Annotated in this window: 15 protein-coding genes; 8 read left to right on the plus strand and 7 right to left on the minus strand. The window is 63.4% G+C overall.

The window, feature by feature from the left end:
* Positions 1-15 precede the first annotated feature (15 nt).
* From BMI88_RS04535 to BMI88_RS04550, 4 genes are read right to left on the minus strand one after another with little or no spacing between them, the layout of a single operon-like run.
* A complete protein-coding gene (locus BMI88_RS04535) occupies positions 16-759 on the minus strand; it encodes a glycosyltransferase (RefSeq protein ID WP_078546425.1) in 744 nt (247 codons plus the stop codon).
* Complete coding sequence (locus tag BMI88_RS04540) at positions 756-1,331, minus strand: VTT domain-containing protein (protein ID WP_078546427.1); 576 nt, start codon at positions 1,329-1,331, stop codon at positions 756-758. The genes BMI88_RS04535 and BMI88_RS04540 overlap by 4 nt, the downstream gene beginning before the upstream one ends.
* A gap of 4 nt (positions 1,332-1,335) precedes the next feature.
* Positions 1,336-2,475 (minus strand): ceramide glucosyltransferase, encoded by a 1,140-nt coding sequence (locus BMI88_RS04545; protein ID WP_146673470.1) that lies wholly within the window; start codon positions 2,473-2,475, stop codon positions 1,336-1,338.
* The gene (locus BMI88_RS04550; protein WP_078546429.1) at positions 2,472-3,275 is read right to left on the minus strand and encodes a UDP-2,3-diacylglucosamine diphosphatase; all 804 of its coding nucleotides are present in this window, start codon (positions 3,273-3,275) and stop codon (positions 2,472-2,474) included. The genes BMI88_RS04545 and BMI88_RS04550 overlap by 4 nt, the downstream gene beginning before the upstream one ends.
* Positions 3,276-3,601: 326 nt before the next feature.
* Between BMI88_RS04550 and uraH the strand changes: the two genes are divergently transcribed.
* Both uraH and BMI88_RS04560 read left to right on the plus strand, forming a co-directional pair.
* Positions 3,602-3,958: a hydroxyisourate hydrolase gene (gene uraH / locus BMI88_RS04555; RefSeq protein ID WP_078546431.1), complete on the plus strand. Its 357-nt coding sequence runs from the start codon at positions 3,602-3,604 to the stop codon at positions 3,956-3,958.
* A gap of 122 nt (positions 3,959-4,080) precedes the next feature.
* Positions 4,081-5,379 carry a urate hydroxylase PuuD gene (locus tag BMI88_RS04560; RefSeq protein WP_078546433.1) on the plus strand — a complete coding sequence of 433 codons (1,299 nt, stop codon included), beginning with the start codon at positions 4,081-4,083 and terminating at the stop codon, positions 5,377-5,379.
* Between the two features lie 42 nt (positions 5,380-5,421).
* Here BMI88_RS04560 and BMI88_RS04565 read toward each other — a convergent pair whose 3' ends face one another.
* The gene (locus BMI88_RS04565; RefSeq protein WP_078546435.1) at positions 5,422-8,028 is read right to left on the minus strand and encodes a methyl-accepting chemotaxis protein; all 2,607 of its coding nucleotides are present in this window, start codon (positions 8,026-8,028) and stop codon (positions 5,422-5,424) included.
* A 222-nt stretch (positions 8,029-8,250) separates the two neighbouring features.
* Here BMI88_RS04565 and BMI88_RS04570 point away from each other — a divergent pair, with 222 nt between their 5' ends.
* The 5 genes from BMI88_RS04570 to BMI88_RS04590 all read left to right on the plus strand — a co-directional run bounded on the left by BMI88_RS04570 (position 8,251) and on the right by BMI88_RS04590 (position 11,821).
* Positions 8,251-8,880 carry an ATP-dependent Clp protease proteolytic subunit gene (locus BMI88_RS04570; protein ID WP_078519545.1) on the plus strand — a complete coding sequence of 210 codons (630 nt, stop codon included), beginning with the start codon at positions 8,251-8,253 and terminating at the stop codon, positions 8,878-8,880.
* A gap of 118 nt (positions 8,881-8,998) precedes the next feature.
* Positions 8,999-10,264 carry an ATP-dependent Clp protease ATP-binding subunit ClpX gene (gene clpX / locus BMI88_RS04575; protein ID WP_078519544.1) on the plus strand — a complete coding sequence of 422 codons (1,266 nt, stop codon included), beginning with the start codon at positions 8,999-9,001 and terminating at the stop codon, positions 10,262-10,264.
* A gap of 292 nt (positions 10,265-10,556) precedes the next feature.
* Positions 10,557-10,931: an NADH:ubiquinone oxidoreductase subunit NDUFA12 gene (locus BMI88_RS04580; RefSeq protein WP_078519542.1), complete on the plus strand. Its 375-nt coding sequence runs from the start codon at positions 10,557-10,559 to the stop codon at positions 10,929-10,931.
* 12 nt (positions 10,932-10,943) lie between these two features.
* Positions 10,944-11,414, plus strand: a complete 471-nt coding sequence (gene mlaD, locus BMI88_RS04585) for an outer membrane lipid asymmetry maintenance protein MlaD (RefSeq protein WP_078519541.1) — start codon at positions 10,944-10,946, stop codon at positions 11,412-11,414.
* Complete coding sequence (locus BMI88_RS04590) at positions 11,411-11,821, plus strand: DUF2155 domain-containing protein (RefSeq protein ID WP_078519540.1); 411 nt, start codon at positions 11,411-11,413, stop codon at positions 11,819-11,821. The genes mlaD and BMI88_RS04590 overlap by 4 nt, the downstream gene beginning before the upstream one ends.
* Here the strand turns inward: BMI88_RS04590 and aat are convergent.
* Positions 11,785-12,423, minus strand: a complete 639-nt coding sequence (gene aat / locus BMI88_RS04595; RefSeq protein ID WP_078546437.1) for a leucyl/phenylalanyl-tRNA--protein transferase — start codon at positions 12,421-12,423, stop codon at positions 11,785-11,787. The genes BMI88_RS04590 and aat overlap by 37 nt on opposite strands.
* 71 nt (positions 12,424-12,494) lie before the next feature.
* On the opposite strand from aat, the gene BMI88_RS04600 reads away from it, so the two are divergent.
* On the plus strand, positions 12,495-13,205 hold the full coding sequence (locus BMI88_RS04600) for a class I SAM-dependent methyltransferase (protein WP_078546439.1): 711 nt from the start codon (positions 12,495-12,497) through the stop codon (positions 13,203-13,205).
* A 45-nt stretch (positions 13,206-13,250) separates the two neighbouring features.
* Here the strand turns inward: BMI88_RS04600 and accC are convergent, their stop codons facing one another.
* The gene (gene accC, locus BMI88_RS04605; RefSeq protein ID WP_078546441.1) at positions 13,251-14,594 is read right to left on the minus strand and encodes an acetyl-CoA carboxylase biotin carboxylase subunit; all 1,344 of its coding nucleotides are present in this window, start codon (positions 14,592-14,594) and stop codon (positions 13,251-13,253) included.

Below are 14,594 nucleotides of genomic sequence, written 5' to 3' on the forward strand. Positions count from 1 at the left end.
CGTGAACCGAACCGTTCAGCGAGGTATACGTTCCAACCACTTGCGCGGTAAAGCCTGCGCCTCGCCGCGAACCCGCAGACTGCGCATGGCTACGATCTGGCCGAGCGCGCGATGCGGCGCGATGGTGCGGAAGATATCGCGGATCATGCGTGCGTCGGCGGCGACGCCTGCGCGCCAGTTGCCGAGCTTCGCGGATTTCATCGGGCTGTCGACGCCGGGCCAGGAGACGACGGCGATCCGGGCGCGCTCTGCGATCCACAGCCGGTTCATGAAGACTTCTAGCCCGAAGCGGGGCAGGGCGTTGAGCGCGTCCAGCCGTTCGCTCAGCATCTCGCGCGGGATCACCCGCTCGCCCGAGATGTAATCGAGCCCGATCACACGCCAGATGCGCGGCGCGTTGCGGCGCAGGCTGATCGTGACATCGGCCTCCCCATTCGCCACCGGCGCGATCAGCGCGCCCAGATCGGCATGGGTCAGCCCCAGCAGATCGCTGTCGAGCAGCAGCAGATGGCTGCCTGCGGCCTCCGCGATCCCGGCTGCCACGGCCGCGGTTTTCCCGCCGTTCTCCGTCTGGCGCAGCACCCGCAGATGCGGATGGGCGTCGCGATACCCCTCGGCGATCTCGGCGGTGCCATCGCTCGAGCCGTCGTCGATCACGATCACCTCGGCGATCTGGCGATGGTCCAGCACACGCTCCAGCACCGCGCCGATCCGCGGGGCCTCGTTATAGGCGGGCAGAATGCAGGTGATCGTCGTCATGTGTGCGACCTCTTGCGGCGAAAGAACCAGATCGTGCCACCAAGAATGATCACGACCAGCAGGATCAGCGAACCTTTCGAAAGCCAGCTGTCGATCTTCCCGATATGCGAGCCGAGCCAATAGCCGAGCGCCACGAAGGCCAGCGATTTCGGGATCGTCGCGATCAGGTTGGTCAGCATGAAGACCCAGAAATTCATCCGCGCGACCCCGGCTGCGACCAGCACCGGCGCGCCCGCCGAATGGGTCAGCTTGCCGAAGACCAGCGTCTTGACCCCTTTGTTCTGGAAGTGCCGCGCCGCACTCACGAGCCGCGCGCGGCTGAGGCCCAGCTTGTCGCGCCACTTCTTGGGCATCCGGTTTAGACCCCATCGGCCAAGCGCATAGAGCCCCAGATCGCCGACGAGATCGGCAAGGATCACGATGATCGCGACCGACCAGACCGAGAACATGTTCTGGCTGGCGAGCCACGCCGCGATCACCGTCACGATCGGCCCTTCGAGCACCGCAATCGGCGCCAGCACGGCGAGGCCGTGTTTCGCCATCAATACGGAGATCGTCTCAAGGCCGATCATCAGGTTACTCCGTGACGGGGGCATCGCTGCGGGCGACGTCCCGGTGGGTCATGTCATTGCCGCGCCAGGTGAAATCGCGCCCGAACCATGTCATCAGCCACAGCGCGGGCAGCATCGCGTCGCGGATCGCGAAGCCCGCTATGTCGCGCGCCGAGGCGGGCCAGCCCGCGATCCGGGCCAGCAGCACTTCGGCACCGTACCATAGCGCCACCAGAAGCGGCAGGGCGATCCAAGGCATCGCGCCCAACGCCGCCAGAGCAAGCGCGGCGAGGAAGGGCAGGAACGGACCTTGCGCGATTTCGGCGGCGAAAATCATCACGAAGCCGTCGCGGCGCACCTTGGACCAGCGCAGCTGGCGGTCCCAGACCGCGCGGGCCGAGCGCATCCCGATCGGTTGCGCGAAAAGGTGCCGCGTCAGCCGGACCTTAAGGCCCTGACGGCGCACCAGCTTGGTCGAGGCAACGTCTTCGGCCATGTTGCGCCCGAGCGCCGCGAAACCGCCGCCCGCCATCAGGATGTCGCGCCGCCAGAACAGCGATTTGCCCTGCGCGAACCCCATCCCGATCATGTCGGCCGCCACCTGCCAGCGCGCCTGATTGGTGTTGAGGAAAGCGGCCTCCACCGCGCCCCAGAGATTGCCCGGGCGCTCGGCCACCGGCGGGGCGGACACGAGCCCCGTGCCGGGCCGCCATTCCGCCACCAGCCGTTGCAGGTAGTCGCGCGGCAAGAGCAGATTGCTGTCGGCCATCGCAAGCCACTCCGCCTCGGTCGCGGACAGCCCCTTGTGCAGATTGTTCAGCTTCGGATTGCCCGACACCGCGTCGAGCCCGGTCAGAAGCCGTGCGCGCACCTGCGGGTTCTCTTCGATCAGGCGACGGACCAGTGCGCAGGCCGGATCGCGCTCGGAGGGTGCGCAGAAGATCACCTCGTAATTCGGATAGTCGAGGTTGAAGGAAGACCCGAGCGTCTCCGCGTCGAACGGATCGACCCCGCAGACCGGGCGCATCAGCGCGATGAAGGGCAACTCGTCGGGCACCGGCTTCGGCGGGCGGGATTCGCGCCATGCGGTCATTGCAGCGCTAAGCAGATGCGCCGTGAGGGTGAGGCCCAGAAGGGCGGCAAGGGACAGCAGAACAATCGTCATGCGCGAACCTTTGCGACTGCGGGGCGGGTGCCGGTCTCCGGGACCGCTGCGGGCTCTGCGCCCCATTGAAGAAGTTGCAACGCGCCGGAACTATCCTCGGCCAAGGCGGTCAGGCTGTCCACCCAGTCGCCGCAATTGGCGTAGGTCATCCCGTCGACATCGCGCAACGCGGGCTTGTGCGAGTGGCCGCAGATGATCCCGTCGACCCCGGCCTCGGAGGCCATCGCGATCAGACGATGCTCGTACCCCGAGCCGCGCGCGATCAGGTGATTGATCCCTTCGATCGCGAGCTGGATCAAGGTGCGCTCGGTCTCGGAGACGTCGCGGCGGCGGCGCAGCCAGGCATCGATGCCGCGGAACAGCGCGTCCATCCGGCTCCCGAAACGGGTCATCGCGTGCCAGCGGAGAATGCGCGCATCGCATTGATCGCCATGCACGATGAGGTAGCGCTGCCCGTCCGCGCCGACATGGAGTGCCGTCTCGGTCAGCTCGAAGCTGAGGAAATTCATCCCCGGCGAGCGCAAAGCCGCGTCGTGGTTGCCGGGCAGATAGACGATGCGAGTTCCGGCCTCGGCATGGGCTTCGAGGGTCTCGATGATCTCGGCGTGAATGTCGCCCCATTGCACGGGCCCGCCATGCCAGAGATCGAGGATATCGCCGACGAGGTAGATCGCGTCGGCCTGCACGCTTTGCAGGAAGTCGAGGATCGGGCCGGGGCTGCACCCCCGCGATCCGAGGTGGAAATCCGACAAGAAAAGGCTGCGGTAGCGTTGTTTGTTGTGATGGCGCGATCGGCTCATGTCACATCTCCGGTGGATCTGCAGGGAGGGGCAGGCACCCGGCGCCTGCGCGGAGAAGCGGAGCGGAAACAGTCGGGAAAATCACAGGCTGTATGTTGTTGCCCATAGGGTCCTTCCGCTCGTTGCTGCGCTGCCCATCGCCTTTCGACGTGACATGGATGTGACGGCTACGTGAACCTGTAATGTCACCTAGAGGCAGCTGTGCGGTGATCAACCATAAGCATGTGAAATACTAAGCAACTTCCGGTGAGCGCACGATATCTTGCGGTTTGTTTCACCCGAAAGCATAGTGATCGCGGTCTCGACGATTGGCGAAGGAGAACGCGATGGCAGGATATCTGACCACCCATGTGCTCGACACGGCACGGGGATGCCCGGCGGAAGGGCTCAAGATCACGCTCTTCGCGCTCAACGGGGGCGACCGTGAGGTGCTGGCCGAAATGGTGACGAATGCCGATGGGCGCACCGACTCGCCGATCCTGCCGGTGGAGCGGTTTCGCACCGGCCAGTTCGAGCTGGTCTTCTCCGCAGGCGACTATCTGCGGGCGAGCGGGCAGGGGGCGCCAGAGCCGCTGTTCCTCGATGAAATCCCGATCCGCTTCGGCATGAATGACGCCGGGGCGCATTACCACGTGCCGCTTCTGCTCTCGCCTTACGGTTATTCGACCTATCGCGGCAGCTGACCGCGGGCCCTCCATCTGCTTGCGATTTGAGCATCCGGACAAAATTCGGGCGGTTCCGCCGCGCCATCGCTTGCGCTCGGGCGTGGCTTGGGAAACTCTGAGCGCAAAACGAGGGATGACGGATGGATTACACGTTTTTTCTGGAATGGGTGCAGTTCGCGGTGCGCTGGCTGCATGTGATCACCGCGATCGCGTGGATCGGGTCGTCCTTCTATTTCATCGCGCTTGATCTGGGGCTGGTGCCCGAGCCCGGCGCCCCCAAGGGGGTGCATGGCGCGGCGTGGCAGGTCCATGGCGGCGGCTTTTACCATATTCAGAAATACCTCGTCGCACCCGCGCAGATGCCCGACCGGCTGACATGGTTCAAATGGGAAAGCTACATGACGTGGCTTTCGGGCTTTGCGATGATGGTGGTGCTCTACTGGACGCAGGCGCAGTTCTACCTGATCGACCCGCGGGTGATGGAGCTGCCGGTCTGGGGGGCGATCCTGATCTCGATCGGCTCGCTCGCGCTGGGTTGGCTCCTCTACGATCTGATCTGCAAATCGAGCTTTGGCGAGAACAACACGCGGCTGATGCTGGGCCTCTACGTCATTCTCGTCGCGATGGCTTGGGGCTATACGCAGGTCTTCTCGGGCCGTGCGGCGCTGCTGCATCTGGGCGCCTTCACCGCAACGATCATGACCGCGAATGTGTTCCTGATCATCATTCCGAACCAGAAGATCGTGGTCGCCGATCTCATGGCGGGGCGCACGCCCGATCCGAAATACGGCAAGATCGCCAAGCAGCGCTCGACGCATAACAACTACCTGACGCTGCCGGTCATCTTCCTGATGCTGTCGAACCATTATCCGCTGGCCTTTGCCAGCGCGTATAACTGGCTGATCGCCTCTCTGGTGTTCCTGATGGGCGTGACGATCCGGCATTTCTTCAACACCCATCACGCCCATAAGGGCAAGCCGTGGTGGACCTGGGGCGCGACCGCGGCGCTGTTCGTCGCGATCGTTTGGCTATCCTCGATTCCGAAAGCGGATGCCGGCGAGGATATGGAGGACAGCGCGATGCTTACTCCCTTCGAACAACGCTTCGCTGCGGCGCCTGGCTTCGACGAGGTGAGCGGGATCGTCATGGGGCGCTGTTCGATGTGCCATGCGAATGAGCCCGGCTATGAAGGGATCGGTCACGCGCCGAAGGGCATCAAGCTGGAGACGCCGCGCGAAATCGCCGCCGCCGCACGGCAGATCTATGTGCAAGCCGGGCTGACCGATGCGATGCCCCCCGCGAATTTGAGCTACATGGAGCCGCAGGAGCGCGCCGCCATCCGGGCTTGGTTCCGTGCGGGCGAGGCCGGGACGCAAGGAGCAAGCGAGACGGATCGGGCGGAGGCCGCGATTGCGGTGCCCCATCCCAACGCGTCCTGATTGGCGTCCCGCGTCAATGCGTTCTGCAAGTTCCTTCGTCGGTTAAAAATCCTCCCAATCGTCATCTGTGGGCGGAGGTGGCACCGCCAGCGCGGTGTTGCCCGACACGCTGACCTGCTGAGCCGATTTGGGGCGGGCTGATTGGTGCGGCGCGGATGCTGTGGGCCCGGATGTTTCGGGGGAGGTTTCTGCCGCAGCCACTTTTTCTGCAGGCGATGTACTATCGGCCCCCTCATCCGGAGCGGCCTCGCCAAGTTTGAATTGCCCCATTGCCGCGCCGAGTTCCATCGCTTCGCGTTCGAGGACCTGGCTCGCGGCGAGTGCTTCTTCGAACATGGCCGCGTTGTGTTGGGTGACCTGATCGAGCTGGGTCACGGCGGAGTTGATTTCGGTCAGGCCCGCGCTTTGCTCCTGCGTCGCATTTGCACTATCCGCGACATAGGCGAGGAGATCGGAGACGGAGGACTGGATCCCGCCGAGCGCATCGCCCGCTTGGCCTACGAGCCCGACGCCGCGCTTCACCTGCGCCGAAGAGTTCGCGATCAGTTCGGCGATTTCGCGCGCCGCATCCGAGGAACGTTGCGCGAGCGCGCGCACCTCGGAGGCGACGACGGCGAAGCCGCGCCCGGCCTCGCCAGCGCGGGCGGCTTCCACCCCGGCATTCAGGGCGAGCAGGTTCGTCTGGAAGGCGATCTCGTCGATGACGCTGGTGATCCGACTGATTTGCTCCGAGCTCTGCTCGATTTCCGACATGGCCTGCACGGCCTCTGACACGACGTGGCCGCTTTGTTCGGCACTGCGCCGGGCGGTCTCGACGAGGTCGTTGGCGCGACCGGCGGCGTGGGCGGCGGCCTCGACAGAGGCGGTGATCTCGTTGAGCGCAGCAGCGGTTTCTTCCAGCGTGGCTGCCTGCCGTTCAGTGCGCCGCGCCATGTCATCGGAGCTGGACGAGATTTGCCGCGCCTCGATGCGGATCGATCCGGCATTGTCGAGCACCTTGCGCATCGCGCACCGCAAATCACCGATCGCACTGTTGAAATCGTTGCGCAAAGCCTTGTAGTCGCCTTCGAATTCGGTGGTGATCTCGGCCATGAGATCCCCGGCGGAGAGCCCGGCCAAGGCCGATTTCAGCGTCTCCACGATGTTCTGTTGGGCGGCCATCAGCGCGCTTCGCTCGGCCCGCCGGGCTTCGGCTTCCAGATGTTGTTGCGTTCGGTCGCTCGCAAGAACGCTGAACATGACCATCTTGCCGTCCGTATCGAGGATCGGATTGATCGAGCCTTCGAGCCAAGCCTGACGGCCATCGGCGCAGCGCAGCACGAGCATGCCCGCAAAGGGCTGGGGGGCGCGCTGGAGGATTTCGCAGACTGGTTGCCCTTCGAAGGTGATCTGACCGGCGACGGACATTCCCTCCATCTTTGCGCGGGGCGCGCCAAAGACCTCGGCAAATGCGTCGTTGACCGTGTCGATCGTCACGTCAGGGCGCAGGTCGACCCGCAGCAGGTTGGCGTCGATCGCGGATATCAGAGAGGCATTTCGCTGTTCTTCTGTGATATTGCGCCATTGCGAGACATGGCCGATCTTCTCCCCCGCCTCGTCGATGACGGGGCTGACGAGGGCGAGAATCGATCCGGCGCGCATCCGCCCTTCGAGCGTGAGCGTGTCGCGCGCGCCATTGTCGAGGGCGGCAGCCGTTGTCGTGCCGGCCGGCAAGATGCGATCCGCGCGCGTTCCCAAGAGCTTGTCGGGATCAAAGTCCGGGTTGTGGGCGCGGATTTCTGCAGCGAAGGGACGCAACAAATCTGCGGCCGCCTCATTGGCGAAGGTGATGACGTGGTCGTTGTTGGTAAGAATGATCGCGACCGTGGCGCTTTCGAGCGCGGCGCTATGCATCCGTGCGGCACGGTTATGCGATTCGGCGGTCGCGAGCTCGGACTGGAAGGTCCCCAGAGCGCGGGCGATCGCGCCGATTTCGTCGCGTCGACCGGTAGCGGGGATGTCCGTATCGAGCTGTCCCCCGGCCACGGAGCGCATCGCCTCCGTCACTCGGGTGAGGGGGCGGGTGATCAGCCAGCGTACGCCCAGCATCACACCGCCGAGAATGCCCGCGAAAATCATCGCGGTGAAAGAGAGGTTGCGCACCATGTCCTTCTGCGCGCGAGCGATGGCGGGGGCCGGACTCCAGCGCAGGGCAATCGCGGCGATCGGCGGATCCTCCGGAGAGATGCGCAGCGGAATCGCCTCGCTCAGCCCATCTGCCGAGATCGCCCTGTCGTTGGCCTCAAGCGCGCTTTGCGCCAGAGCGATAAGCGCGGGATCGGGCGCGCCAGAATCGGCCATAACCGTGCCGCGTCTGTTGAGCGCGATTGCGGATTGGCCTGCACCGTCCGAGCCCGCGAGCACGTTTTCTAACTCATGCGTCGCATCCGCGATCCGCCCCGTGATCAGCGCATCCGTCACCGAATCGCCGAGCATCGGCAGGATTTGGTCGAGATGTGCCCGCGCAGCTTCATTGGCGCGACGATGGTTCGAATTGATCGTGAGCAGCGTCATCAGCGTCGCGAACACGAACCCCGCCGCCGCGATCAGGATCAGCAATTTGAGCATCACGGTGTGCCAGGCGCTTGCACCAGCCTCGGATTTGGACATGTCCGCCTCATTTTTCCACACGGGCGCATTCCCGCAAAATCGCCGACACGCTACGTCCAGACCCTTTCCATGCGATTAACACGCACCCGCCCACGGCCAATATTTGCGCCGCGGCAGCACTTCGCGCGGGGTCAGCGCCCTTGAAGGTCCCCGATGCGGTCACTAAGACTTCTGTAAAGATCACACGCTATGAACAGCGTCGAACGACCAGGAAGGGCCGAGATGAAAGATCCCCACGAGTTTTACATGAACACGCTGGTGCCGATGGTGGTCGAGCAGACCTCGCGCGGCGAGCGTGCCTACGACATCTACTCGCGCCTGCTAAAAGAGCGCATCATCTTCCTGTCGGGGCCGGTCCATGACGGCATGTCGACCCTGATCTGCGCGCAGCTTCTCTTCCTCGAGGCCGAGAACCCGAAAAAAGAGATCGCGATGTATATCAACTCGCCGGGCGGCGTGGTGACCTCGGGTCTCTCGATCTACGACACGATGCAATACATCAAGCCGAAGGTCTCGACCCTGGTGATCGGGCAGGCGGCGTCGATGGGCTCGCTGCTGCTGACCGCGGGCGAAAAGGGCATGCGCTTCTCGCTGCCCAACAGCCGCGTCATGGTGCACCAGCCCTCGGGCGGCTATCAGGGTCAGGCGACCGACATCATGATCCACGCCCGCGAGACCGAGAAACTCAAGCGTCGCTTGAACGAAATCTACGTCAAGCACACCGGCAACGACTACGACACGATCGAGGCCGGTCTCGAGCGCGACAACTTCATGTCCGCCGAAGAAGCGAAGTCCTGGGGTCTGATCGACGAGATCCTCGAGAGCCGCGTCAGCGACGACGGAGAAAAGTGATCCTCCCGCTTAACTTCGGGGCGATTTTGACATTGAGGTGACGGTTGGCCTGTCCTAGTCTTGAGGGGACAGGCCAATTCACGAAGCCCGGGGGCAGCCCGGGCAGCAGAGGTAAGAGATGGCGAACTCGAACGGCTCCGACAGCAAGAACACGCTCTACTGCTCGTTCTGCGGCAAAAGCCAGCATGAGGTCCGCAAGCTGATCGCGGGCCCGACCGTGTTCATCTGTGACGAATGCGTCGAGCTGTGCATGGACATCATCCGCGAGGAGACGAAATCGGCAGGGCTGAAATCCACCGATGGCGTGCCGACCCCGCGCGATATCTGCCAGGTGCTCGACGATTACGTGATCGGTCAGGAACATGCCAAGCGCGTGCTCTCGGTTGCGGTGCACAACCACTACAAGCGCCTCAATCACGGCACGAAGACCGACATCGAACTGGCGAAGTCGAACATCCTGCTGATCGGTCCGACGGGCTGCGGCAAGACGCTTCTCGCCCAGACGCTGGCGCGCATCCTCGATGTGCCCTTCACGATGGCGGATGCGACCACGCTGACCGAAGCCGGTTACGTGGGTGAGGATGTGGAGAACATCATTCTCAAGCTGCTTCAGGCTTCGGAATACAACGTCGAGCGGGCGCAGCGCGGCATCGTCTATATCGACGAGGTCGACAAGATCACCCGCAAGTCGGACAACCCGTCTATCACGCGCGACGTGTCGGGCGAGGGTGTGCAGCAGGCGCTTCTGAAGATCATGGAGGGCACCGTGGCCTCCGTGCCGCCGCAGGGCGGGCGCAAGCATCCGCAGCAGGAATTCCTGCAGGTCGACACGACGAACATCCTGTTCATCTGTGGTGGCGCCTTTGCCGGCCTCGACCGGATCATCGCGCAGCGCGGCAAGGGCTCGGCGATGGGCTTCGGGGCGGATGTTAAGGATAGCGAAGAGCGTAATATCGGCGAGCTGTTCAAGGAGCTCGAGCCCGAAGATCTGCTGAAATTCGGCCTGATCCCGGAATTCGTCGGTCGTCTGCCCGTCATCGCGACGCTCACCGACCTCGATGCAGAGGCGCTGGTGACCATCCTGACCGAGCCGAAGAACGCGCTGGTGAAACAGTATCAGCGTCTCTTCGAGATCGAGGGCGTGTCGCTGACCTTCACCGACGATGCGCTGACCGCGATCGCCAAGAAGGCGATCGAGCGGAAGACCGGCGCACGTGGTCTGCGTTCGATCATGGAAGACATCCTGCTCGACACGATGTTCGAACTGCCGGGCATGGAAGAGGTCGAAGAGGTCGTGGTCAACGAAGAGGCCGTGACCCAGAGCGACGCCAAGCCGCTGCTGATCTATGCCGAAGCCAAGAAAGAAGGCAAATCGGCGAGCTGATCGCGGTGCTGCCAAGGATTAGACAAGGGGCGAGCTTCGGCTCGCCCTTTTGTTTTTGTCATGTGCCTCACGTAGGCCGTGTTGCTGCGAAGAGACTTCGCTAAACCTCCCATAGACAGGCGTGTGGGAGCGAATGGCTCATTGCGGACGGCCGCTCGACGATGCGATTTTTGCACCGTGCTGTGCTGGAGGTACCAAATTCCGCCTCGCAGACGCCCTGATCCCCGCACGGGCACTGGACCTCGACGCCCCAACGGATATAACAGGCAGGACGCATTGCGGAGGTTGCCCCATGAAGTTTCTGCTTCGAATTCTCACCTGGTGGAACGGCTCGACCGTCGGCACGCAGCTTTTCACCGCGCGCAAGGGCGTGAAAGTTGGCGAGGACGAGCAAGGCAATATCTATTACCGCACCAAGGACGCCAAGCGCCGCTGGGTGATCTATAACGGTGAAAGCGAAGCGAGCCGCATCCCGCCGGACTGGCATGGCTGGATGCACTTCACCTATGACGAGCCGCCGACCGACAAGCCGCTGGCCCACAAGCCTTGGGAAAAACCGCATGAGGCAAACCACACCGGCACCGAAGCGGCCTATGTGCCGCCGGGGTCGATTCGCCTCGCGCATCCGGTCGAGCGCCGCGATTACGAGGCTTGGCAGCCCGAGTAAGGCCAACCCGCTATGAGCGAAAACCGCACCGAGATCATCACCGGCGCGATCGTGCTGGTCGTGGCCCTGGGCTTTCTGGTCTGGGCAGGGCGCGGCATGGGCATCGGCGCCGATGGCGGCTCTTACCCGCTGCATGCCTCCTTCCGATCGATTGGGGGCGTCGTGCCCGGCACGGACGTGCGGCTTGCGGGCGTGAAGGTCGGGACGGTAACGAACGTCGCGCTCAACCCGAAGACTTTCTTCGCCGATACCACGATTTCGGTGAAAAACGGCGTCGCGCTGCCCGAGGATACGGTGATTGCCGTGACGCAAGACGGGCTTCTCGGCTCGAATTATATCGACTTGATCCCGGGCGGGGCGATCGACGACCTCAAGCCCGGCGATGAAATTCTCGACACGCAAAGCGCGGTCTCGATGTTGAACCTGATGCTGAAATTTGCAGGTGGCGGCAGTGGCGACGGCGCAGGGGAGGGGGCGCAATGATCCGCGCTTTGGTTTTGATCGCGGCGCTCGTTCCCGGGCTCGCTGCGGCGCAGGACTTCACGCAAACGACGCCGGACGACCAGATTCCGCAGGACGAGCCTGCGAAAGGGCTGGCCGACGGTACGGGCGCGATGCTCCGCGGGCTCGACAAGGTGTCCGGCATCGCCTCGGACATCAATTTGAATGTCGGGCAGAGCGTGAAATACGGGTTTATCAAGGTGACGCTGCGCGAATGCCGTTACCCGGCCGACGATCCGTCCTCGGATGCCTATGCCTATGTGACGGTGACGGAAGAGGACAAGCCGCAGCCTGATTTCTCAGGTTGGATGATCGCTTCCAGTCCCGCGTTGTCGGCGCTCGATCACCCGCGTTATGACGTCTGGGTCATCCGCTGTAAAAGCGACTGAGGCGCAGGGATCACGCCTGAGGTGAAGTCGCATTCCCGCGTCAGCGCCTGCGCCAGACGCGCGCGATATTCGATCCGGGTCACTTCGATCGCGCCCATCGAGGCCAGATGCGGCGTGATGTATTGCGTGTCGAGCAAGGTGAACCCCGTCTGGCGCAGCCGGTCCACCAGATAGGTCAGCGCCACTTTCGAGGCATTGGGACGGCGCGAGAACATGCTCTCCCCGAAGAACGCGCCGCCCAATGTGATCCCGAAAATGCCGCCCGCGAGCTCACCGTCCTGCCAGACCTCAAGGCTATGCGCAAAGCCCGCGGCGTGGAGTTGGTCGTAGAGCGTGAAGAGCGGGCCGTTTATCCACGTCTCGTCACGATCTGCGCAGCCTTCGACCACACCCCGAAATGCCGCGTTTGTTGTAATACTGTAATCGTCGCGCCGGATCACTTTCGCCAGAGAGCGCGAAATGTGGAATTTGTCCAAGGGGACGATCCCGCGCAGAGCCGGGTCGAACCAATGCAATTGCGGATTGTCGCGGCTTTCGGCCATCGGAAAGATGCCCTGCGCATAGCCCGCCAAAAGTAGTTCCGCGCTCAACCTGTCCGTCATTATCTTGCCCGGTTTTCCCGTTACGCCTAGGCTCGCCAACAAGATGAACCAGAGCGGGGCCGAGCGCAAATATGGGTTTCTACGATTTCCTCCCCGAGATCGACCGATACGCCGAAGATCCCGGCACGGTGGAGCGGATGAACCTGCGCCACAAGATGATCATCAAGCCGCTGGAGCAGGAGATCGCGGGCAAGCGTGTGCTCGATCTGGCGGCGCATGATGGCCGCTGGGCCTATGCCTTCGCGGCGGCAGGCGCCTCGGAAGTGGTGGGAATCGAAGGGCGGCAGGAGCTGATCGACCGCTTCGACCAATTCCCCCGCGCGCATCTGCGCGAGAAGGTGAAGCTGATCTGCGACGACATATTCGACGGGATGCAGAAACTGATCGACGCGGGCGAGCGCTTCGACGTGGTGGGCGTCCTCGGTATTCTCTACCACGTCATGGACCATTTCCGGCTGTTCCAGCTGGTGCGCCAACTGGGGCCGGAGCTGGTGATCGTGGACAGCGAATTCGCGCAGCGCCCCGGGCCGGTGATCCTGCTGATGCGCGAGCGCACCGATAACGAACTGAACTCGATTCCGCAGATCGAGGGCCAGGAAAGGGCGCTGATCGGCATCCCCTCTTTCCCGGCGATGAGTGCGATGGCCGATGTGCTCGATTACGACTGCCACTGGCTGGACTGGGATCAGATCGGGCAGGGACAACGCAGCCATATTGGCGACTACTATCGCCCCAAAGACAAAGAGAAAAAGCGCGGCACCTGCCTGCTGACCCCGAAATGAAAAACGCCCCCGAAACCGGGGGCGTTTTCGTAGATCTCGAACCGATCAGAGGTTCTTTTCGAGCCACCGTTCGAGCCAGTGGATCGAGTAGTTGCCGCTCTGGATGTCGGGCTCTTGCAGGAGCGCGTTGAACAGCGGCACGGTGGTGTCCACCCCGTCCACGATCAGCTCGCCAAGCGCGCGATGCAGACGCTGCAACGCCTCGTGGCGGTCGCGACCATGCACGATCAGCTTGCCGATCAGGCTGTCGTAATAGGGCGGGATCGAATAGCCGTCATAGAGCGCGCTATCCATCCGTACGCCAAGCCCGCCGGGCGCGTGGTAATGGGTGATCTTGCCGGGGCAGGGCGCGAAATTCGGCAGCTTCTCGGCATTGATCCGCACTTCGATCGCGTGACCGCGGATCGAGAGCGTGTCCTGATCGAATTCCATCGGCTCGCCGGCTGCGACCTTGATCTGCTGACGCACCAGATCGACGCCGAAGATCGCTTCGGTCACCGGGTGTTCCACCTGAAGGCGGGTGTTCATCTCGATGAAATAGAACTCGCCATCCTCGTAGAGGAACTCGATCGTGCCTGCACCGGAATAGCCCATCTCACCGATCGCATCGGCGCAGATGCCACCGATGCGCGCGCGCTCTTCGGGCGTGATCGAGGGGCCGGGGGCCTCTTCGAGCACCTTCTGGTGACGCCGCTGGAGCGAGCAGTCGCGTTCGCCCAGGTGGACGCCGCGGCCCTTGCCGTCGCCGAAGACCTGCACCTCGATATGGCGCGGCTTCTGCAGGTATTTCTCGATATAGACTTCGTCATTGCCGAAGGCGGCTTTCGCCTCGGAGCGCGCGGTGCGGAAGGCGACCTCGAGCTCTTCTTCGGATTTCGCGACCTTCATCCCGCGACCGCCGCCGCCAGCGGTGGCCTTGATGATGACGGGGTAGCCCATATCACCGGCGATCTGCTTCGCGGCCTCGGTATCGGGCACGCCACCCGCAGAGCCCGGAACGACCGGAATGCCAAGGTTCTTCGCGGTTTCCTTCGCGGTGATCTTGTCGCCCATGATGCGGATATGGGCGGCCGACGGGCCGATGAAGGTGATGCCGTGATCCTCGAGCACCTGCACGAAGGCGGCATTCTCGGACAGGAACCCGTAGCCCGGGTGAATCGCCTGTGCGCCCGTGATCTCGCAGGCCGCGACGATGGCGGGCACCGAGAGATAGGATTGCGTCGAGGAATTCGGGCCGATGCAGACCGATTCATCGGCCATGCGCACATGCATCGCGTCCGAATCCGCCGTCGAATGGACCGCGACCGAGGCGATCCCCATCTCGCGGCAGGCACGGATCACGCGCAGCGCGATCTCGCCCCGGTTGGCGATCAGGATCTTGTCGAACAT

The organism is Thioclava sp. F36-6 (assembly GCF_002020305.1).
GTDB lineage: Bacteria > Pseudomonadota > Alphaproteobacteria > Rhodobacterales > Rhodobacteraceae > Thioclava > Thioclava sediminum.